23 protein-coding genes and 1 riboswitch are annotated in these 21,353 nt (G+C 43.9%); of the genes, 6 read left to right on the forward strand and 17 right to left on the reverse strand.

The genetic code is table 11. The features are described from left to right. Positions 1-86 precede the first annotated feature (86 nt). Genes ACMQ5W_RS17980 through ACMQ5W_RS17990 form a run of 3 tightly spaced genes read right to left on the reverse strand, consistent with a single transcriptional unit; the run spans position 87 to position 3,891 of the window. Positions 87-2,042, reverse strand: a complete 1,956-nt coding sequence (locus tag ACMQ5W_RS17980) for a bifunctional 4-hydroxy-3-methylbut-2-enyl diphosphate reductase/30S ribosomal protein S1 (protein WP_419026345.1) — start codon at positions 2,040-2,042, stop codon at positions 87-89. Next, positions 2,026-3,312 carry a replication-associated recombination protein A gene (locus ACMQ5W_RS17985; protein WP_419026346.1) on the reverse strand — a complete coding sequence of 429 codons (1,287 nt, stop codon included), beginning with the start codon at positions 3,310-3,312 and terminating at the stop codon, positions 2,026-2,028. The genes ACMQ5W_RS17980 and ACMQ5W_RS17985 overlap by 17 nt, the downstream gene beginning before the upstream one ends. A gap of 27 nt (positions 3,313-3,339) precedes the next feature. Then, positions 3,340-3,891: an SPOR domain-containing protein gene (locus ACMQ5W_RS17990; RefSeq protein WP_419026347.1), complete on the reverse strand. Its 552-nt coding sequence runs from the start codon at positions 3,889-3,891 to the stop codon at positions 3,340-3,342. 168 nt (positions 3,892-4,059) lie between these two features. Here ACMQ5W_RS17990 and ACMQ5W_RS17995 point away from each other — a divergent pair, with 168 nt between their 5' ends. Next, positions 4,060-4,218 carry a zinc-ribbon domain-containing protein gene (locus tag ACMQ5W_RS17995; protein ID WP_419026348.1) on the forward strand — a complete coding sequence of 53 codons (159 nt, stop codon included), beginning with the start codon at positions 4,060-4,062 and terminating at the stop codon, positions 4,216-4,218. A gap of 68 nt (positions 4,219-4,286) precedes the next feature. Here ACMQ5W_RS17995 and ACMQ5W_RS18000 read toward each other — a convergent pair whose 3' ends face one another. The 10 genes from ACMQ5W_RS18000 to ACMQ5W_RS18045 form a co-directional block, all read right to left on the reverse strand. Then, on the reverse strand, positions 4,287-4,814 hold the full coding sequence (locus ACMQ5W_RS18000; protein WP_419026349.1) for a DUF6382 domain-containing protein: 528 nt from the start codon (positions 4,812-4,814) through the stop codon (positions 4,287-4,289). Position 4,815: 1 nt separating this feature from the next. Continuing rightward, a complete protein-coding gene (locus ACMQ5W_RS18005; protein WP_148491809.1) occupies positions 4,816-5,580 on the reverse strand; it encodes a hypothetical protein in 765 nt (254 codons plus the stop codon). After that, positions 5,558-6,778 carry a DUF5702 domain-containing protein gene (locus tag ACMQ5W_RS18010; RefSeq protein WP_419026350.1) on the reverse strand — a complete coding sequence of 407 codons (1,221 nt, stop codon included), beginning with the start codon at positions 6,776-6,778 and terminating at the stop codon, positions 5,558-5,560. Before ACMQ5W_RS18010 ends, ACMQ5W_RS18005 begins: the two co-directional genes overlap by 23 nt. Further along, complete coding sequence (locus tag ACMQ5W_RS18015; RefSeq protein ID WP_419026351.1) at positions 6,775-7,083, reverse strand: hypothetical protein; 309 nt, start codon at positions 7,081-7,083, stop codon at positions 6,775-6,777. The genes ACMQ5W_RS18010 and ACMQ5W_RS18015 overlap by 4 nt, the downstream gene beginning before the upstream one ends. A 3-nt stretch (positions 7,084-7,086) precedes the next feature. Continuing rightward, the gene (locus ACMQ5W_RS18020) at positions 7,087-7,221 is read right to left on the reverse strand and encodes a Flp1 family type IVb pilin (protein WP_419026352.1); all 135 of its coding nucleotides are present in this window, start codon (positions 7,219-7,221) and stop codon (positions 7,087-7,089) included. A gap of 15 nt (positions 7,222-7,236) precedes the next feature. Beyond that, on the reverse strand, positions 7,237-8,232 hold the full coding sequence (locus ACMQ5W_RS18025) for a type II secretion system F family protein (RefSeq protein ID WP_419026353.1): 996 nt from the start codon (positions 8,230-8,232) through the stop codon (positions 7,237-7,239). Continuing rightward, positions 8,222-8,968: a type II secretion system F family protein gene (locus ACMQ5W_RS18030; protein WP_419026354.1), complete on the reverse strand. Its 747-nt coding sequence runs from the start codon at positions 8,966-8,968 to the stop codon at positions 8,222-8,224. Before ACMQ5W_RS18030 ends, ACMQ5W_RS18025 begins: the two co-directional genes overlap by 11 nt. Next, on the reverse strand, positions 8,952-10,166 hold the full coding sequence (locus ACMQ5W_RS18035) for a CpaF family protein (protein ID WP_419026355.1): 1,215 nt from the start codon (positions 10,164-10,166) through the stop codon (positions 8,952-8,954). Before ACMQ5W_RS18035 ends, ACMQ5W_RS18030 begins: the two co-directional genes overlap by 17 nt. Before the next feature lies 1 nt (position 10,167). Then, positions 10,168-11,190 carry a hypothetical protein gene (locus tag ACMQ5W_RS18040; protein WP_419026356.1) on the reverse strand — a complete coding sequence of 341 codons (1,023 nt, stop codon included), beginning with the start codon at positions 11,188-11,190 and terminating at the stop codon, positions 10,168-10,170. 71 nt (positions 11,191-11,261) lie between these two features. Beyond that, complete coding sequence (locus ACMQ5W_RS18045) at positions 11,262-11,954, reverse strand: ClpP family protease (RefSeq protein ID WP_148491800.1); 693 nt, start codon at positions 11,952-11,954, stop codon at positions 11,262-11,264. 148 nt (positions 11,955-12,102) lie between these two features. On the opposite strand from ACMQ5W_RS18045, the gene ACMQ5W_RS18050 reads away from it, so the two are divergent. The 5 genes from ACMQ5W_RS18050 to ribE (ACMQ5W_RS18070) all read left to right on the forward strand — a co-directional run bounded on the left by ACMQ5W_RS18050 (position 12,103) and on the right by ribE (ACMQ5W_RS18070) (position 16,151). After that, positions 12,103-12,336, forward strand: a complete 234-nt coding sequence (locus ACMQ5W_RS18050) for a YlmC/YmxH family sporulation protein (RefSeq protein ID WP_148491799.1) — start codon at positions 12,103-12,105, stop codon at positions 12,334-12,336. 63 nt (positions 12,337-12,399) lie between these two features. Further along, positions 12,400-12,516, forward strand: a riboswitch (FMN riboswitch). A 159-nt stretch (positions 12,517-12,675) separates the two neighbouring features. After that, entirely contained in the window at positions 12,676-13,782 is a 1,107-nt protein-coding gene (ribD, locus tag ACMQ5W_RS18055; protein WP_419026357.1) for a bifunctional diaminohydroxyphosphoribosylaminopyrimidine deaminase/5-amino-6-(5-phosphoribosylamino)uracil reductase RibD, read from the forward strand. Beyond that, entirely contained in the window at positions 13,764-14,411 is a 648-nt protein-coding gene (gene ribE / locus ACMQ5W_RS18060) for a riboflavin synthase (protein WP_419026358.1), read from the forward strand. Before ribD ends, ribE (ACMQ5W_RS18060) begins: the two co-directional genes overlap by 19 nt. A 12-nt stretch (positions 14,412-14,423) precedes the next feature. Next, a complete protein-coding gene (locus ACMQ5W_RS18065; protein ID WP_419026359.1) occupies positions 14,424-15,629 on the forward strand; it encodes a bifunctional 3,4-dihydroxy-2-butanone-4-phosphate synthase/GTP cyclohydrolase II in 1,206 nt (401 codons plus the stop codon). A gap of 54 nt (positions 15,630-15,683) precedes the next feature. Then, the gene (gene ribE / locus ACMQ5W_RS18070; protein WP_419026360.1) at positions 15,684-16,151 is read left to right on the forward strand and encodes a 6,7-dimethyl-8-ribityllumazine synthase; all 468 of its coding nucleotides are present in this window, start codon (positions 15,684-15,686) and stop codon (positions 16,149-16,151) included. 8 nt (positions 16,152-16,159) lie between these two features. Here ribE (ACMQ5W_RS18070) and ACMQ5W_RS18075 read toward each other — a convergent pair whose 3' ends face one another. From ACMQ5W_RS18075 to ACMQ5W_RS18090, 4 genes are all read right to left on the reverse strand, one after another. Next, complete coding sequence (locus ACMQ5W_RS18075) at positions 16,160-17,386, reverse strand: ATP-binding protein (RefSeq protein ID WP_419026361.1); 1,227 nt, start codon at positions 17,384-17,386, stop codon at positions 16,160-16,162. 179 nt (positions 17,387-17,565) lie between these two features. Further along, a complete protein-coding gene (locus tag ACMQ5W_RS18080) occupies positions 17,566-18,723 on the reverse strand; it encodes an iron-containing alcohol dehydrogenase (RefSeq protein ID WP_419026362.1) in 1,158 nt (385 codons plus the stop codon). 67 nt (positions 18,724-18,790) lie between these two features. Next, positions 18,791-20,530, reverse strand: a complete 1,740-nt coding sequence (locus ACMQ5W_RS18085) for an AMP-binding protein (RefSeq protein ID WP_148491791.1) — start codon at positions 20,528-20,530, stop codon at positions 18,791-18,793. A 119-nt stretch (positions 20,531-20,649) separates the two neighbouring features. Next, on the reverse strand, positions 20,650-21,312 hold the full coding sequence (locus ACMQ5W_RS18090; protein WP_419026363.1) for a pentapeptide repeat-containing protein: 663 nt from the start codon (positions 21,310-21,312) through the stop codon (positions 20,650-20,652). Positions 21,313-21,353: the final 41 nt, after the last annotated feature.

Below are 21,353 nucleotides of genomic sequence, written 5' to 3' on the forward strand. Positions count from 1 at the left end.
TCCCTCTCCTTTTCACTGTGTCCCTGCAAGACAGGGCACATAAAAATACGCAGATGTCTTAACATTCTGCGTATTTATCCTTCTAATTATTCAGCATCTTCTGCAGGTTCTTCAGAAACAGTTTCATCTGCTGCGTCTAAAGTTTCTTTGATGCTCAGGCTGATTCTCTTTCTCTCTCTATCGATTTCCAAAATCTTAGCCGCTACTTCCTGGCCGATGGAAAGTTCGTCAGCGATGTTGGTCACTCTCTTGTGAGCAACTTCTGAAATATGGACAAGTCCGTCTAAGCCTGGCTCAAGTTCAACGAATGCACCGTATTCCTTAATCTGAACAACTTTTCCACTTACAACCTGTCCGACTTCGTACTTTTCGTCGATAACGGACCATGGTTCTGGAATTGTCTGTTTCAGACCCAGTGAAATCTTGCCTTTTTCTTCGTTCATAGAAAGAATCTTGACCTTTACAGTATCTCCAATCTGAAGAACTTCCTGAGGATGCTTCAGCTTACCCCATGAAATTTCTGAGATATGTAACAGTCCGTCGATTCCGCCCAAATCAACAAAAGCACCGTAATCTGTGAATCTCATTACTGTACCTTCTACGATGTCATCTACGTGAAGGCCTTCCCAGATTGCAGCAATCTTCTTCTGCTTCTCTTCGTTAAGAACAATTTTGTGTGAGAATACAGCTCTTCCTCTCTTCTGGTCAACTCTGGTAACTTTGACGTCCAAAGTCTGTCCCATAAATTCGTCAGCGTTTTCTACAAACTTATCTGACAGCTGTGACAGAGGAATAAAGCCAGTGACTTCCTTATAAGCTGCAATAACGCCGCCATTTACCTGCTTGACAACTTTTACAGTTATGATCGTTTTATTTTCAAGAGCTTCATTAATTTCATTCCAATGCTCATTAATTTCTAGCTTTTTCTTTGAAAGTAAGATTCCACCATCTCCGTCATCAGTCTTGATAACCTTTGCCTGGATCTCATCGCCCTCTTTAAATAAATCAGTCAGTTTCTGTCCTTCCTCTAAAGTAATTTCTTCCACAGGAAGAATTCCGTCCTTTTTGCAACCCATATTCACGATGACTTCTCTGTCAGTTACTTGATGTACTTTACCGTCAACGATTTCGCCAGTGCGAGGTAGTCTTAAAGACGCGTCGATTTCATCCATGAAATCTTCCATTGAATTTTTTTCGTTAGTGATCATTTCACTCATGTTAGCAATAACCTCCTTAATTACGCATTCAGGTGTTGAGGCACCTGCTGCAACTCCTATTTTATTACATTTTCGCAATTGTTTCAATGGTAAATCTTTAATATTTTCAATAAAAAAGGAATTATTGCAGTTTTTTTTGGAAATTTCGTACAATTTTCTCGTGTTGGAACTATTTTTCCCTCCGACGATGACCATCGCATCCACTTTTTTTGACAACGCTTCGCAGGACTGCTGGCGTTCTTTTGTCGCATTGCAGATGGTATTGTTGATTTCCATTGTAAAATTTTTCGATTCGATAACTGAAATAATATCATCGAGCAGTTCTTTTTTTATGGTAGTCTGGCAGACGAGAAAAAGATTTCCCTCCCGGATCGTCTCTGCCTCCTCTTTTGAATTGACAATCAGAGCAGTATTCTCACACCAACCGTTGATGCCCGTCACTTCCGGGTGATTCTCGTCTCCAATGATTACAATTTGTTTCCCCTGCTGATATGCTTCATGTACCAGTTGGTGAATTCGGTTGACAAAGGGACAGGTTGCGTCGATTACACAAAGACCCCTTTCCGTCGCACGATAAAAAAATGCCTTTGTCTCTCCGTGAGATCTGACGATGACGATATCTCCTTCTTCTGCTTCTTCTGGCTGATAGATGATGCCAACCCCCTGATCCGCCAAATTGTCTATGACGAACTGGTTGTGAATCAATGGTCCGCATGTGTAGATTTTTTTCCCTTTATTATTTCGAATCTGTAGTTCCGTTTTTTCAATCGCCTGTTTCACGCCGAAACAGAATCCCGAGTTCTCAGCTCTAATGATTTCTGCCATACTTTTCCTCTAAACTTTCTAAGAATTTTTTAAACGAACCTTCTGATCCATTGGAAGTCGGTTCATAGTATTTTATCTTTTCGCGGTACAGGTTGTCCGGCAGATACTGCTGCTGCACGTATCCCCCATAGGCGTGGGGATATTTGTAATCGCTGCCCAATCCCATCTCCTTCGCCCCTTTGTAATGTGCATCCTTGAGATGGTCTGGCACATCGTCAATTTTTCTTGTCCTGAGATCCTCAGATGCCTTTTGATAGGCCATGAAGGTAGCATTTGACTTCGGTGCTGAAGCTAGGAGGATCACGGCCTGTGCCAAGTTGATAGACGCTTCTGGATACCCCACCATTAACGCAGCTTGTACACAAGACGTAACAATGGAGATTGCTGACGGATAAGCCATGCCGATATCTTCACTGGCCATGACCAAGAGTCTTCTTCCCAGCATCTGTATATCTGCACCGCCGTCGACGAGCCTGGCAAAATAGTGAATAGCTGCATCAGGATCACTGCCGCGGACTGACTTCTGCAAAGCGGACAGCAGATTGTATCTGTCATCTCCCTTATCATAAAACCCGATCTTTCGCTGCATTGCCTCTGCAACCATTTCTTTGGTCATGGTCTCTGATAAATCCAAGTTATCAATAATAAAACCAAGGGTATCCAGGGATACTCTGCCGTCGCCATTAGCCAGATTGGCCAAAATATCCAACGCCTCTTCCTCATACTTGATATGTAAATTGCCGAAACCTTTTTCTGTATCGGTCAGTGCGCGGAGAAGCATTTTTTTGATATTGTCGCTGTCCAGCCGCTTAAATTCATAGATATTCCTTACCCTGCTGAGTACAGCATTATTGATAGCAAAATATGGATTTTCTGTAGTGCTGCCGATAAATTTAATTACTCCTTCTTCCAGTGCTTTTAGGAGAGAATCCTGCTGCAGTTTGTTCCACCGGTGAAACTCATCGATATATACATAGGTCGTCCTGTTTTCTAAACCATAAAATCGCAGTTTAGCACCCTCGATCAGCTCCTTTAATTCCTTTGTTCCCGTCGTTGATGCGTTAATTTCCGTAAAACTGCTGTCCATCTCTTGGGCGATGATTCGCGCAAGAGTGGTCTTTCCCGTTCCTGATGGTCCGAAAAAAATAGCTGAATCAAAAGTTTTATTCTTTATGGCATTATAGAGCAAAGATCCTTTATACATAAAATGTTCTTGTCCGACAAAATCTTCCAGGTTATCCGGTCTCATCCGCGTTGATAGTGGTATCATGTATGGTCCTCTTTCTTGTTACATTTTTTATTTGATCACGGTTATGAATACATCTGACACCTCTTTAGAATCTGTGTTCTTCAGTTTCTCTACTGCTTCGTCTTTGGTACTTACAATGGGACTGATGACCTTGTATTTCCCGTCGATTTCCTTAATCTTCGAGTCAATACCTTCATCCTCTAGCTTGGAAACAAGTTCTTCCGCCTTCGCCTCTGTGCTGAAAAGGCCGAACTGAAGAGCATAACCCTTGTCCTCGCCTTCAGAACGATCGCTGTCCTCATCTTTACCATCGCCCTCATCGTCGTCTTTTTGTGCCTGAGATGTATTCTTAGACTCGTCCGCCACATTGGTGTCCTCATCGTCGGTCCCATCGTCATCTCTATCCAGTGCCGCTGTCAATTTTGATGGGAGATCCAGCTTAAGAACTTCCGTATCATAGCCCAAGAGCGGGGCAATAACGAAACGAGCTGTCAGGTATCCGCAAATTACCGCTATCATCATTATACCAATAATGCCTAAGAATTTCATCCCAGAATTTTTTCTCTGGTTTCTGTACTTTCTAATTCTTCTTCTATTCACTTTGATGCCTCCAAAATTCTTTTATTTAAGCATATGCGCCAAAGAAAAAAGTAGACATCTTCTCGAAAAAAAGTTATAATAAAGCCATATTAATTTAATCAGTCGAGTTTCCTGTTATGAATATCGATTTTCATTACATTAATATAAATATTCATAGGAGGATGCACGATGGAAGACAAGACTTTAATCTGTCAGGATTGTGGATGTGAATTCACTTTCACTGTAGGCGAGCAAGAGTTCTACAAAGAAAAAGGCTTCGACAACGAGCCAAAGAGATGCAAAGCTTGCAGAGATAAGAAAAAAGCTGAAAAAAGAAATTTTAGATAAGCTGATTGAAGAGCCTGTTTCGTCTTGTAACAGGCTCTTTTAAAATAATTAAAAGTACATAAAATAAATCATTTCACGCCGCAGAGGTATGCCTCCTTGCGCAGTGTCTGCAAATGGTGGATGACTGCTTTGCTGCCGAATGTATTCTGCCTGACAAATGCAATCGCATCCTCAATGTACTCTCTGCCCTCTTCAGTTCCCTTTTCTTTCAAATACTCCAAGAGAGCCGCAATCTTATCGTTTAATAAACGCTCCTCTTTTTCTGGTATAAAGATCATCTTGATCTGACGTAGATCTCTCTGTACGTAAATACTTTCGTCATTCATCACATATTCATCAGGGAAAATATAGTGACGCTGTGCATCATCGATGCCCTCCAGCAGAGATATTGTAATACTCAATAGATCTTCTGTCTCAAATTCTTTTAAAGCTGATAATTTACAAAATCCCTCTGTCCGATAGCTGGCAATAACATCTTCTTCCGTCTGAATGAAAGCTGCAGGAAGAAAGAGTTTACAGGTTTCCAGAGTCAGCATATCCATAATGTAATTCTCCAGTTTATGTTTCTCGTACTTTAACTCGATGTTTCCCGTCATTTCAGGCACCTCCACACTTGGAACAAGGGCTATACCCTTTCTTCTCTGCGTCCTCTTTCTCAATTTCTACATAATATTTATCAATCATTCTGCAGCCGGCAAGATGATAGACTTCCCCGCTTACACGAAAACAGAACACGGGGCTTCCCACCTGTGCAGTCTTTGCCTGGCACAATCTGCAAGCAGAATACTTCCGTTTCGTATCCTGCGAGAGATATACCATCTGACAATTAGATCTGACATATGTACAGCCTTTATTGTGATATCGCTTTCCCCATTCGGGGAAGATATAGACAATATGGGATTCTTTTTCCTCTTCAAAATCACCCTTTTCAGAAGGTGCTTGTTTCTGCAATTTTCCGCTGAAAGCTCTGGCTGTAATTCTCCCATGGTAATTGACAGAACTGAACAAACCCAGAGGGTTTTTCTCTTGAAACTGCACTTGAAAACTGAAAGAAATCAAGTCGTCAATGCCTTCTGACCTGTAGAGATATCGATAAAAATCAGTCCGATAGGTATTGACCTTCTCGTTCTCCTGATAGATTCTATGCCGTAACGCTGCCGGTAATGCAGCGGGATTCTTTCGAAAGGCGCTTTTTGTGCATTCCAGATGGATCTCATCTGCTGCCGCAAAATTCACATTCTCGCAGGTGGCAATAATGGGCACGATGGACATCAGCATGACTACAGCCATGATAAAGATCGGCACGACAATGACAGATTCCACGATGTAACTGCCCTGTTTAGTATTCTTTGACCACAACATGTTCTACTCCATTTACCATCATTTGAAAGCGCAGACCGGCACTATACTCCCTGAGCAGAAAGGTACTGTAATACAGATATTTCATGTTAATCTGTATCAGATCCATGATGCGCAAAAGGCGGACTCTCTCATCCATCACATAGATAAAGAGGCTGAGAAAATCTTCATAGGTCTGTCCCTGATCTACTCCAGTATATACGTATTCATCACTTGTATTAGAGATTACTGAATCCAAATCAATGGCCCAGGTGGCTTCGTTTTTCATGACAGGCACTTTGTGATTGTTCACTAGCAGTTTGTAGTCATTGACACTCTCTGCCAGAGCCCAGGCCGCCAGCAGCGCTTTCTGTGTAGCGATAGCCGCAGGACCAGGGGTTAAGAGCTGTGCGGCTGCCAAAGCTGCCGCACTTTTCTGCGGATCTTTATTCAGATAGACAAAATTAAGTCCCTCCCGTACTGTAATAATTTTATTTCTGATTGAGTTGGCGTTTGCCGTATCAGAGGACTTTCCACAAATGATATACTCAATTTCATTTTGAAAAAAAGTTTTCCCCAAATCCCTTGTATTGGACCGATCCTTGAAATAGGCAAAGATATATTGATTCTCGAAGAGTTCGTCACCGGCTTTCGTCATCACATCTCCGAAGGAGTCTGCGTCTTTCAGCATATCTGAAATTTTGCTTATCGTTATCCCCTTTGTCGATCCTGCTGACGGCAGATTTGACAAAACTAGCTTACTCCGAATAGCTGCTGATGTTGACTCTGAAGCTGCCTCAATCTCTTTTGACGGCTTGATAAACTTTTCTGTCGCCGCCAGTTTTCCTGCTTTTACAATTTGCTTTTTCATCACGTCTGCGTTAGCGAGGGAATACGCATACAGACTAGAGGATGCGCCTTCATAGTCTATGTATTTTTTCTCTTCAAAAGATTCCTTGGCATAGAAATTCAGTTTTTTGTTGACATCAGATGGAAAGCCATAAAAACCAAAGATATTATAACGTTTCTGTAAATTCAAATCATATTCTGCCAGTATAGAATTCCCCCAGATGCTGGCCAAAGCCTCTGTAGAACCATCGACTGCTATTTTCTTAGAAACGTCTATAAAAATGAAAATCATGGAAACCAGCGTCACGAAAAAAATCATCACAAAGACAGTCACAGATCCTCTTTTCCTCTTGGACTGTATTCCCTCACTCATTGCATCATGTCTCCTGCCCGAATGATATCTGCTTCGTTGATCATGTAGATTTTACCGTCTATTTGCTTGTTCATGATCATACTGATGACGCCGCCTATCTCTGAAGAGGTTTCTTCTTTTTTATTTTTAATTTCAAAGATAGGCTTGCTATGCATCGCATCTTGTACCATCTGCCTGTGCAAGTCCACTTGGACATTGAGGCAGGCAAAATAGTAAACAATTAATAGGATCAGGCTCAAAATCGTCAGAATCAAAATCGGCAGTACCATTGCGGCCTCAACAATTTCATCACCTCGTTTATTCATCTCTCATCCATTGAGGCCTTTGAAGGTGTTGTTGACAAATTCCGTAATCTCTGTTTTAAAAATCAAGCCTAAGGCGACTGCAAGTGCAATTAATATTGCAACCTGAACCAGTTCCATCCCTTTTTTACTTTTCAACATTTCTGTTCCTCCCATCTACATTTCCATGATAGCCGGCGCAGCCGTAATCATAATCAATACCAAAAGTAAAAGTGCTAGGGGAAAAGTTAATTTTGTTTCTGCAATACGACCTTTTTCTTCAGCAATTTTCTTTCTCTCTGTCCAAAGAATTTCACTTTCGGCTTCCAGCTTTTCCGACAAGTTTACGCCCTTGTACTGATTATCGGTTATGATATTTGTAATTCTGGTAAATTCTTTAATCGAGAGTTTTTTACCATAATCATCCAGTACCGTGACCAAACTGTTGCCTGCCAAGGCCGCTTTTTTCTTAATCTCTGTAATCGTCTCTGTAAAATAAGTCTTTTCTTCTTTTCTTCTTTCATATCCTTCCGCAATTCGTATGAAAGCATCGTGAAAAATCAATCCGCTGTTCAAAAGAAGCAGCAGCTGATTATTGAATCCCGGCAGGGATTTCCGCACGATCTCCGTTTTCCTTTTTTCTGAGTCGCGTTTTTTCTGTATGCTGTCCCTATAGAGAAGTACCATCATCAGCGGGAAAAGCAAAAATGTGACAAAAGAAGGTCTGGTTTTTTCTCTATACCAGAGGATGCGTGTTCCATCTGCTAAACGGTCGGGAAGGCGGACATTTTCTGCTCCGCTTAATTCAACTTCATTGGTCAGGGATATAATTTGTGAAAGCAATTCTTCTTCCTCATCAATCTGTTTTTCTTTCTGCTTCCCAGATTCTGTTTTGCCGGGAAGCGACAATATCAAACTTTGCTCTGCCTGCAAATTTCCTCTGATAGCCTTTACTTTTATCGGTACTGATAACCCTTTATCGATATTCTCTCTGGCAATGGCCACTACCCGCCCCTTTTCATCGGTGATATAACTTCCCGATCTGCTGAAGAAACTGATCGTCTGCATGCCTGTAAGGAACAATACGGCTGCCAAAACCAGTAGTGTCACTTTTTTCTTTTCTTTACAGAAGTTCAGAAATTCTTTTCCCTGTATTTCCAATTCAGACTTCAATGTCGGTTATCCTTTCAATCATCCAATAGGCAAAAACGATTGCTCCGAGGGCCAGACTCATGAGAATCCTGCCCGCAGCTGTAGTGTACATGACTTCTAAATAATCAGGTGACATCATCTGTAGGAAGAGAATAATGACCACTGGCATCATCGTGATAATTCGTCCCTCGTACTTTTTTTGCGTGACCATCGTTTTTATCTCTCTTTCGATATTTATTTTTTCACCTATGATAGCTGCCGCTTTGTTCACTGCCACAACTAAATTCCCTCCCGTCTCTCTACATGCTCTGAAAACTTCCGTGAAGTCCTCAATATCTTCTAAGGCTGCTCTCCTGGCGAAATCCTCTATGACTGTCAAATCACTATCCCCAGTCTCTTTAATCTTTCGAAGCATATCTCTGATCTCACCTAGAAGATCACTCTCACTGCCGTAGATATCCAGTAAATTTTCCTCTGACTCTCGGAGTGCCTCTTCCATATGTCTGCCCGTAGCCAACGAAGCTGATAAGCTGTACAGTAAATCTCTGAATTGAAGCAGCAGTGCATTTTTTCGCCTGTCGGCCAAATAATTGCAATAGGCTTTTTCTGCTCGCATGTACGCCAGGGGATATAACAGCAGCGGAATAAAAGAAGCGTAAAATACATAGCTGGCTCCCAGCGCGCTGCAAAATAGCAGGATGGAAAATTGCATTCTCTCTTTTTTTGAGAGCTGATAGACACTATAATCTGTAATCATCTTCCATTCCTTTCAGGAGGAGTTTTCCTCTGCTGCAGATTCGTTTTCCCGTACTAACTAGTTCCATATCGCTATCCAGAGAATATAGCGGATTGAGTACATACTTTCCGTTTTCAAAATCTAACAGTTCCTGTACCTCAACCACCCTTCTTTTACCGTTTTCCAGGCGTCCCAGATGGACCATGATGTCGATGCCTTCCACAATCTGCGCTCTGATGGCATCCATAGGAATCTGTGCTGACATCAGATACATCGCTTCCAGACGTCTGAGCATGCCGGTGACAGAATTTCCGTGACCTGTCGACATGCTGCCGTCATGTCCAGTATTCATAGCCTGCAGCATATCAGCTACTTCTTTGCCTCTCACTTCTCCGACGATGATGCGGTCAGGACGCATCCGCAAGCTGGTCTTAATCAGCATATCCATAGAAATCTGCCCCTGCCCCATGGTATTGGCATTGTGACATTCCATCTGTACAAGATTTTCAATTTTGTCCAGCTGCAGTTCTGTCGAATCTTCAATAACGATAACTCGTTCCTCTCCCGGTATGTAGTCAGATAATGCGTTGAGAAAGGTCGTTTTGCCAGAAGAAGTTCCTCCGCTGACAAAGATGTTATAACCGCACTCCACTAGGAGTTTGAGAAAATCGGCACATTCTCTCGTCAAGGTTCCGCCGCTGATCATCTCTTCTATGGTAATTCTCTCCTTGGCAAATTTCCGTATAGTCAAAACCGGTCCGCCGACAGCGACATTCTTGTAAACCGCATTGACACGGGAACCATCTGGCAGCCTGGCATCAAGAATCGGATTCATCTCATTGATTTCCCGATGTACGCCAGCAGCAATATTTCTGATGATTTCTTCCAGTTCCTCTGTGGAGTCAAAGCAATCGAAGACAAAACCGATTCCTTCGCTGTCCTCAAAGAAAAAGTGGTCTTTCCCGTTAACCATGATTTCATTGATTGATTCATCTTTGATGTAGGCTTCCAGCATTCCCATTTTGCTTCTAGTCTTAGCGTACACTTTTTTGATCAGCTCTTCGTACTCCTCAAGTTCTAAATCATACTCTCCTTCTAGGACGGTATCTTCAATCAGTTCCATGGCTTCCAGGGTCTGTAAATTGTCGTTCAATGCCAGAATTTTATCTTTTACACATTGAATCTGTTCCTCTAATATATTCTTATTTGTCTGCCGCACTTCAGAGTTCCTCCACGATTTTCTTTGCGATAGCCGCAATTTCAATTCCATAATTTCTGGCTAAATTTATTCTCAGCCTCTGTCCATCTTCATCCAGACGAACCGCTTCCCGATCCTCGGATATCCAGATTTCTTCGCAGTTTTCCTGATGCCAGTCGTCTCCAGCAAAATTTCTGATAAACAGGGACTTCGCTCCGCCTGCTTTCTTTTTGATTTCCTGGGAAATATGCTGGTAATATACAGCAGGTTCTCCGTTCTGCCAGCGATGCACAAATACGACAAGGTCGGAATTTTCTAAGACTCTTTTATTCTCCCTGCTGAGACAACTGCCAATATCAAGGAAAAAATAGTCGTATTTGCCCAACTCATCCACCTTTTTTACCAATCTGGTCATGAGTGCAGGTTTGATATCGTTAAAACAGGCATTCACGATGTTGGTGCTTATGTAGTCCAGCTCATCCTCTCTGGTGATAAAGCTCTCTAAGGGAAAATCTCTCCCAGTATCCAGATAGTACAACAGTTTTAGCAGACCGATCTTGTCACCAGTGACAAAATATTTTTTCGAATCATCTATAGGGCAGAGATTCAGATAGAGAAGTCTGCTGCCATAGATGCTGTTGAGCATCTTTGCTGTTGAAATACAGGTTAATGTCGTACCGCTGCCTCCTGCATCAGAGGCAAATGTGATGAGACGGCATTGACAGGTTCCTCTGTATTCCAACACTCTGTCCGTCATTTTAAAATAAATAAAAAGCAGGTCATCTATCAAAGCGCGGCTCTCCTCATATTGGTAAAGCCGGTAAGGCGCTGCCTCTACCTGTTTCTGCTGCTGGCTCTTTACCAGCTGTACAACATTGGGGCGCACGTCTTCCCTCGATGACAGAATCATATCCAGTGCTTCTGTTGTATCCATGTTATCCATCAGGACAAACTGAATCGACCTGCTCTCTCTGGCAAGTCCAACGGCCAGCGCCTTGGCAAAGAGACTGTCATCGTGATAAATGCCTACTTTTACTATTTCCATATTCTTCCTCCTTTCTCTGAGGATAGAATATCATTTTTGTAAAAATATGTCAACCATATTTTTCTATTTTATTAATTATCTGCTAGTTCTTTCAATTTTGCCAGCGCATCATTGAGTCCGCCAATTTCATTAATCAGTCCCATCTTTACTGCATCAGGCCCGAAGAGAACGGTTCCTACGTCGTTGGACATATTGCCGGTCTGGTTCATTTTTGCTTCTACCTCTGCCTTTGCAGCCTGGGAATGTTCCACAATAAAATTCACTACACGGTCCTGGGTCTTTCTCATATACTCAAAGGTTGCATCTGCTGTAATCAGCGTGCCGCTGGTTCTGATTGGATGCATGGTCATGGTTGCTGTTTTTGCGACAAAAGAGTAATTTGCCGAAACCGCAAGCGGGATGCCAATGCTGTGGCCTCCTCCAATCACCAGTGTTACGGTCGGTTTTGAAAGCGAGGCAATCAGTTCTGCCAGCGCCAATCCAGCTTCTACATCACCGCCGACGGTGTTTAAAATCAGCAGCAGTCCTTTAATTTCAGGGTTTTCCTCTACCGCCACTAATTGGGGAATCAGATGTTCATATTTTGTTGTCTTATTGTCCGTCGGAAGGGCTGTATGCCCCTCGATGCTGCCGATGATGTTGATATACTGGAAGTCACTCTTAAAGGTGCTCCCTGTGGATAATAACCCCAGCTCTTTGATTAAATCTACAGAATCTGTATCTTTTTCTTCGCCAGTATTCTTTTTTTCTTTTTCTTCACTCATATCTTTCGCCCTTTCATCGTAAAATTTAAGTATAACATTCTGTCCAGCGAGTATTTGCGAGCTGCAAGACAGAATTTATGCTGGAAATCCCCAAATCTGTGATTTGGCTGGATTTCATCGTATATTATTTGCAAAGGATGTGTGATTTATGCTATTAAGCGAAATTGGCGATAAAGAAGTCATCGATTTGACGAAAGGAAGCCGCCACGGATCATTTTGGGACGCAGAAATACTATTTAACGAAAGTGACGGGAAAATCAAAGCGCTGCTGGTGCCTAATTTACAAGGGAAGAGCAGATTTACAAGCGCTCACGATACCATGCAGCTGCCCTGGGAATCCATCGTAAAAATCGGGGAGGATATCATTATTTTCAGATCTTGATAAAAAAAGATTGACAAATTCTCAAACAAGGTTTACAATTCGAGTTAGTTGAAAAGTACATAAAATGATCTTCAGGGCAGGGTGAAATTCCCGATCGGCGGTATAGTCCGCGAGCGCTTTTGCGCAAGATTTGGTGAGATTCCAAAACCGACAGTATAGTCTGGATGGAAGAAGATAGATACAAAAGTGATATGTTTTTGTTTACTTAATTTATTTGCTCTGGAATTTTTATATTTTCCAGAGCTTATTTTTTATCCAAAGGCAGACGTTTTTGTGCTACCTGCCCTGAGACTGATTTATCGGTTTCAGGGCTATTTTTTTAATATAAGGAGGCTCCCTATGAGCGACAGAAAATATATGCAACTAGCTATCGAGCTGGCAGAAAAAGCGAGAGGATTTACCAGTCCCAATCCCCTGGTCGGCGCAGTCATCGTAAAGGAGGACCGCATTATCGGACGTGGTTATCACGAAAAATGCGGACAGCTTCATGCAGAAAGAAATGCTCTGGCCTCCTGCACAGAAAATCCGCAGGGCGCCGTCATGTACGTCACCCTGGAACCATGCTGCCACTATGGCAGGACGCCGCCATGTACAGAGGCGATCATCGAAAGCGGGATATCAAAGGTCTTCATCGGCTCTCGCGATCCCAATCCCCTGGTCAGCGGCAAAGGCGTCGACGTGCTCAGGGATGCCGGAATCGAAGTGACGACCGATTTTATGAAAGAAGAATGCGATTCCATAAATCCAGTATTCTTTCATTACATCACACAAAAGACTCCCTATGTAGTCATGAAATATGCCATGACCATGGACGGCAAAATCGCCACTGCTACAGGAGCGTCAAAATGGATTACTGGCGAAAAATCTAGAGAGAACGTGCACAGGGACCGCCATCACTACACAGCAATCATGGTCGGCACTGGTACGGTCATCAAAGACGATCCCCTGCTGACCTGCAGAATTCCAGGCGGCACCAATCCAATTCGAATCATCTGCGATACAAAGCTGTCAACCCCAGTCACGGCAAAGGTGATCACCACCACTAAGGAGGCCGCTACCATCATCGCCACGGCCTGCACCGATCAGCAAAGGCAGCGGCCTTACCTCGATCAGGGCTGCCGCATCATAGAAGTCCCTAAAGACGCAGACGGTCATCTGTCACTGCCCCGTCTGATGAAGGCTTTGGCAGAAGACGGTATCGACAGTATCCTCTTGGAAGGAGGCGGCACTCTGAACTGGTCTGCTTTAAAAGCTGGAATCGTAAACAAATTGCAGACCTACATCGCACCGAAAATCTTTGGCGGAGCAGATGCAAAGACGCCGGTAGGCGGCCCGGGCGTTACCCTGCCCTCTCAAGCTTATAAGCTGCGCAGCCAGAAAATGATTTCCATCGGTGATGATATTCTCATAGAAAGCGAGGTGGTTCCGTGTTCACAGGAATTATAGAAGAAATCGGCGCTGTTAACAGCATTCAGAAAACCGCATCTGCAGCGAAGCTGTACATCAAATGTAAAAAAATTCTGCAGGACGTTCATCTGGGTGACAGTATCGCCGTCAACGGCGTCTGCCTCACCGTCACCGCCTTTGACGACGGCGGATTTACAGCAGATGTCATGCATGAAACATTGAATCGTTCTTCCCTTGGCGCCTTGAAATCCGGCAGTCATGTGAATCTGGAACGGGCTATGGCAGCCGGCGGCAGATTCGGCGGACACATTGTCAGCGGTCATATCGACGGAACCGGCAAAATCACCAAACTGGAACAAGACGCCAATGCCATCTGGTATACCATCCAGTGTGAACAGCGCCTGCTGCGTTATATCATCGAAAAGGGCTCCATTGCCATTGATGGAATCAGTCTTACTGTAGCCAAGGTCACAGGGGACGCCTTCAGCGTTTCTATCATTCCACACACCTTGGATGAGACTATTTTATCAGAGAAAAAGCCTGGGCACACAGTCAATTTAGAGAACGACTGCATCGGAAAATACGTGGAGCGATTGATGCAGTTTGAAGAGATCTCAGAAAAAGAAAGCAAGATTACGGAAAAGTTTTTAATAGAAAACGGATTTTAACAGGAGGTTATTATGAAGGATTTTAAATTCAATACGATTGAAGAGGCTCTAGAAGATTTGCGTCAGGGGAAAATCATCCTCTGTACAGACGATCCCGACAGAGAAAACGAAGGAGATTTCATCTGCAGTGCCCAGGCCGCTACGACAGAAAACGTGAACTTTATGGCCATGTATGGCAAAGGGCTGATCTGTATGCCGATGAGTCAGAAAATCTGCCGCAGGCTGCAGCTGCCTCAGATGGTAGAAGAAAACACAGATAATCACAGCACAGCTTTTACAGTATCCATCGATCACATCGATACGACCACAGGCATTTCTGCTGAAGAGAGAGGCCTCACCGCCAGAAAATGTGTCGATCAAGAGGCAAAGCCGGAGGATTTCAGACGACCAGGTCATATGTTTCCTCTCCTTTCTAAAAAAAATGGCGTTCTGGAGCGGAACGGGCATACCGAAGCGACGGTAGACCTGATGCGTCTGGCTGGTCTTGAAGAATGCGGCCTCTGTTGTGAAATCATGAGAAACGACGGCACCATGATGCGCACGCCGGAACTGAAAGAATTGGCCGCTGAGCATGGAATCAAATTTATCACCATTAAAGACCTGCAGGAGTACAGGAAAAAACACGATCAGTTGGTAGAATGTGTCGCCATCACCAAGCTGCCGACAAAATTCGGGAATTTTATGGCTCATGGTTATGTGAATAAACTCAACGGAGAACATCATATCGCCCTGGTCAAAGGTGATATCACAGATGGGCAGGATTTGCTCTGCCGGGTACATTCAGAGTGCCTGACTGGAGATGCCTTTGGTTCCACCAAGTGCGACTGTGGACAGCAGCTGGCGGCGGCTCTGACGCAGATTGAAAAAGAAGGCAGAGGGATTCTGCTCTACATGCGCCAGGAAGGCAGAGGCATCGGCCTGATCAACAAATTAAAAGCTTATGAGCTGCAGGATCAGGGCATGGACACCTTGGAAGCTAATCTGGCATTGGGTTTTGCCGGCGATCTGAGAGAATACTACATCGGCGCTCAAATACTGAAAGACCTGGGAGCAAGGACGCTGCGCCTGCTGACCAATAATCCGCAAAAGGTCTACGAGCTGAAAGAATTCGGCATGGAAATCACGAAACGGGTGCCAATTGAAATGCCCGCTACCACCCACGATCTTTTCTACCTGAAGACAAAGCAGGAAAAAATGGGTCATATCTTAAACTATTAAAAGTCTGCCTCGCCAAATCAAAGATTTGGGGCAGAACCATTAGGAGGTAAAAAAATGAAAGTATATGAAGGAAAGTTAGTTTCTAAAGAAATCAAAGTCGGCATTGTCTGTGCCAGATTCAACGAATTTATCGTGGCTAAACTCCTTGGCGGCGCTTTGGACGGACTGAGACGCCACGATGTCAAAGAAGATCAGATCGAAGTGGCATGGTGCCCCGGCGCCTTTGAAATCCCTCTCATCGCGCAGAAGATGGTTAACAGCAAGAAGTATGATGCCGTCATCTGTCTGGGCGCCGTCATACGAGGAAATACATCCCACTATGACTTCGTATGCGCTGAGGTATCCAAGGGAATCGCATCCGTCTCCCTGAACGCGGATATGCCCGTCATGTTCGGCATTCTGACCACAGACAACATTGAACAGGCCATCGAAAGAGCCGGCACCAAGGCTGGCAACAAAGGCTACGACTGTGCAGTCGGTGCCATTGAAATGGTGAACCTGATCAGAGAAATCGAAATGTAATCACGATCCTAGAGGATGTGACAAGGCAGAAGATAATCCTTCTTATCCAGCTGTTTGGTTTTTCTACAAGTACATATAATACCGCCGCTGCCCCTGACGATTGATTTGCTTTCCAGGAAATGAAACTTTTTGGTTTCCGATTCTGCAGGGGCTGCGGTCTTTTTAATTTCAAAGGGATAAAGCACGTTGCCTTCCACGATAACAGCGTCAACCTCCACACTGCTGCTATTTCGAAAGAAGCGAAGCTTGACATCATCAGTTCTGTTGGCCAACTGCTTCACCAATTCCATAATTACGAAGTTTTCAAAATAGTCGGCACCCTCTTTGCCGCTCATCAACGCTTTCGGCGTTTTCCAGTTAGAAATGTAAGAACAAAGACCTGTATCTGTAAAATACAGCTTCGGTTTTCTGATCAGCCGCGTCAACTCGTCATCTTCATAGGGCTCCAGCAGATAAATGATGCCCAGATCGATCAGAAGGTTCAGCCAGCAGGTCGCCGTGGGGCAAGAGATACCAGCAGCCAAAGCCAGCCTTCTCACTGACAAAACTTTGCAGATGTTTACAGCACAGGCGGCCAGAAAATCACTGAATTCTGTCAAACGTGCAACTTTTTTACTCTGTTGGACCTGATGCATCAAACTCTCATAAAAATAATGCCAGAAATATTTTGCCTTATCTTCCTGCCTGACGTCGATCATCTTTGGTACGTCGCCCTGCCAGATAGAACAAAAAATATCCAGCGCACTTTTTGCTGGTAGGAACTGTTCCCTCTTGTTCATCGCCTCATAGGAGAAATCGAGAGGAGATGACATCAGAAGCTGTTCTTTCTCTCTCAGTGAAAGCCCATACATCTTCAAAACGACTGCATTCTCCCCTAGAACGCTCTTAACCTCGTCTATGAAGGAGGCTTTCGGCGGGCTGGCCAGCCAGAAGAGCCCGGTTTCATCGCTGTCCTCACAGATTTCCCTTATTTTATGTAAGATGGAAGGAGAAAAATGTGCCTCGTCCATGATGATAGGCGGTTTAAAAATCTCAAAAAATAAATCAGGCTCAGTGTCTGCCAAGGTGCGCGGATGCAAGTCATCCAGCGATACATAGGTTCGCTTTTTCCCCTGAGATAGGTGTTTCATCATGGTGGTCTTTCCTATCTGATCTGCTCCGACGACTAAAACGACCTTATGTGTTCGGTTTGCATTCAAAAAATTCTCTTCTATACTTCTACTGATATATTCCATGTCTCCTCCTCTCTAGAATGTTTCTTCAATATATGCTCTTCCCTTACCGACCGTATATCAGACTATCTTCCTCAAGCTCATCAAGCAGTTTACAAAAGACCTTGTATCAGATATCAATTTGATACAAGGTCTTTTTTCCTCTGCTGAGATATTGAAAGGTGCTAAACTGCTGACATCTGTCATAACGCTCGTCTATAGATTTCCAGAATCTGGCTTCCGGTCAATGGAACATAAGTGTCAGTAAACAGTCCGTCCAGCTTCTCGGCCATCTTAGCCAGGTTTTTATCATCAATGCCGACATCTGCCAACGTTTTCGGAAGACCTAACTGGTCAAAGAATGTTCTCGTACGATCTATGGCCATCTTTGCAATCTCCATCGGCTCTTTTTCACGATCGATGCCCCATACATTAACGCCGAATTCGACAAATTTGTCCAAGGTATCTTCTGAGAGGACGTATTCCATCCAGACAGGTGTCAGAATCGCCAAACCATCGCCGTGGGTGATGTCGTAGAAAGCGCTGAGTTCATGTTCCATAGGATGTACGCACCAAGGCACGTCGCTGCCATAGGACAGCAGACCGTTGATGGCCAGACTGGAGGCCCACATCAAGTTAGCTCTCGCTTCGTAATCATCCGGCTGCTCCATGGCCACAGGGCCATATTTGATGCAGGTCTTGAGCACAGCTTCACACATCCTCGCCTGCAGATAAGCGTCTTTTTCTCTGGTGAAATACACTTCAAAAACGTGACTCATAATATCAGCCGTGCCGGCAGCAGTCTGCTTCTTTGAGACACTGTAAGTGAACTTCGGATCCAAAATTGAAAACGCCGGTTTGATCAGTTCGCTGGCTGTATCCAGCTTATCGTTTTTATCCATGTCGGAAATCACAGCAAATCCATCCATTTCTGATCCGGTTGCTGCCAGAGTGAGGACGCAGACAATCGGCAGCGCTTCTTTTATTTTTCCGCCGTCCAAGACTAAATCCCAAGGTTCTCCCTCATATTTTGCTGCCGCGGCAATCATCTTTGCACAATCGATGGTGCTGCCGCCGCCAATGGCAATCACAGCATCTATTTCTTTTTCTCTGCATAATGCTGCGCCCAAGGCGACCGTTTCAATTCTCGGATTTGGATCGACCCCAGAAAGCTCAAAAAAACTGACTCCACTCTCTCGCAGGACTGCCGCAGCTTTATCGTAAATACCGTTGCCTTTGATACTGCCGCCGCCATAGACCAAAAGCGCCTTGTTCCCATATCGGGAAACGTTGGCCAGCTTTTTGATCTGTCCTTTGCCAAAATAAATCTTCGTTGGGATTGAATAATTAAAATTCTGCATATTTCCTCCTAACGGCCGCGCCCCGATTTTAAGTAAAATCGCAGATGAGACCTTTTCAATAAACAAGTTAAATCAGCTGCAGCTCTGTAAGTTCTTTTAAAATCTGCTCCATCTCGTCTTTTCGCTTCGTCTTTGCTGTCGTTGTCTTGATGGTCGGTTTATCGGACAAGAAATATTTTTTCACCATCTTATAGGCCGGCATGCCTGCGTTGATTTCTGTCATGTCTTTTTCGAACTGTTCCTGCAGCAGTTCAAAGGTCATATCGTTCTCAGTCAGATAGTTCTTGTCGTAAACGACCTTTGCCCATAAGACAAAATCGTTGGCCTTTTCTCTCGTAAATACCATGCTCTCTTCCACGTAAGGCAGCACATTGATCAGATTTTCTATCTCTTCCGGGAAGACATTTTTTCCGTTTTTCATGACAATGACATTTTTCTTACGGCCACAGATGAACAGATAACCTTCCTCATCAAAATAAGCTAAATCTCCCGTATGGAACCAGCCGTCTTTAATGACCTCATCCGTCGCTTCCTGATTATCATAGTAACCCAGCATGACGTTATCGCCGCGGACAATCAGTTCGCCTACACCTTCTTCATTAGGTTCGAGAATCTGTCCCTCTACATTTGGCATCAATTTGCCGGTGGAACCCGGCTTGAGATAACGATAGGTCTCACTGGAAATGGTCGGTGAGGTTTCCGTCAGCCCGTATCCCTGTACGGTCAAAATGCCGAAATCATTGAGTCCCTTCGATACGACGGGATCCAGCGCCGCCGCCCCGTTGATGATAAAACGCATCCTGCCTCCCAATTGATCGATAATCGGTTTAAACAGTCGTCTTCTGAGATTGAGACCTACCTTTTCACTGGCAGCACAGACCTTCATCGCAAACTGGATTTTACTTTCCATGCCCTGGGCTTCGATGGCTTTGTTGATTTTCTTGTACATGCTTTCCAGAAGAAGCGGCACGCTCATAATCACTGACACGCCGTATTCTTTCATGTTCATGGTAATATACTTCAGCCCTTCGCAGAAACAATTTTTCATGCCTTGAGACAGGAAGGTCAGAAGGCCTGACATACCATAGCAGTGATGGAGAGGCAGAATCATCATGTTGACATCGTCTGGGAAGAACAGTTCTTCGCAGTTCATGCCATAGTTACAGCTCATGAAATTTCTGTGTGAGAGCATGACAGCCTTGGACTGCTGTGTCGTCCCCGAGGTGAACAGCAGAAAGCCCAGTGCATCCGGATCGATTTCCGCATCCAGATATCGCATATCGCCGCTTTCAACCAATTTCTGTCCCATATCGATCAAGTCAATCAGCTCTACGCCAATCTCGGATTGGAAATCCATAGCAATCAATAGGGAAAGATTGGTCGTCTTATCTGTGTAAATCTGTTCAATCACTTTCGATTGCTTCTTATCGTAGAAGATAACTTCTGCATTGCTCCTGTTGAGGCAGCTTTCCAATTCTTCTTTCTGAAGCCCTTTGTCCAGGGGCACAACGATGCCTGCTCCACAACCGGCAGTAAAGTAAGAAAGGCACCAGTGATAGCTGTTCTCACCGATGACAGCGATACGTTTATCTTTGTAGCCTTTTTCAATCAGTGCCGTGCCGAGATAGCCCATGGTTTCGAACATGTTTGCGTAAGTGGTATTGATATAGTTTACCTCTTTTGTCGCCTTGTCTTTAATCTTTGTGACAAAAGCCACCTTGTCCCCGTACTTCTCTGCGGAAGTTCTGAGCAGTTCACGCAGATCACGGAACTCATAAAATTTCTTTTCTAACTTGTAATCTTTCATTGATTCAACCTCTGTGATATAAATTTACCCTTCCCTCAGCCATAAAAAGCAGACAGCTGAAGGTCTTCTTTCCATAGTAATAGAGTACCATTTCAAAGGACTGCTGTCAATTTTTTAGGTCAATCTTTGATCACGACACCGAGAAGTTTTGCAAGATCTGCCGCCTGGTAGACGTTGACAATCGTTCCTTTCAGCTCATTACCTTCCGTCGAGATGCTGATTCCCTCCAAAATACAGGTGGAAAAATCCAGGCCCTTGAGCGGCGTTTTAAAAAATTCTGTATTGATAAACTGGGATTTCTCTAAAATCACTTGCTTTAGAGAACAAGATGCAAAAAATGCCTCAGATAAATCACTTTCTCTAATTTCGCACTTGCTCAACTTTGAAGAAGTAAAATTGACGTATTTCAGACTGCATTCGGCAAATTCAGTATTGGAAATACTGCTCTCGCTGAAGTCGGCTCCTTTCATCTGACAGTTGCTGAATTTGCACTGATCCAGCCAGCTATGTGAAAAATTGCAGCTGGGAAAAGCACATCCTTCAAAGTATACGTTTTTAAATGTACAGTTATAAAGTGAAACTCCCGTAAAGGTGCAATGATTAAAGAAGACATTTTCAAAGGTCAGCTGCCCTAAATCTCCCGCTTCCATCTCTTGACCATCTACTTTCAAGTCTGCAAGATCTGTTTCTTCTTCTCTGCTGTATCTCACATAGTTTTTAAAGTCAACAACGGTTTCCAGCTCTGTTGGTAAGTTCATGCGTTTTATTTTAATTGTGGTCATTTTCTTCTCCTATTCTGTCAAGGGTAACAAAACACCAGCTC

The organism is Emergencia sp. (genome assembly GCF_048465375.1).
GTDB lineage: Bacteria > Bacillota > Clostridia > Peptostreptococcales > Anaerovoracaceae > Senimuribacter.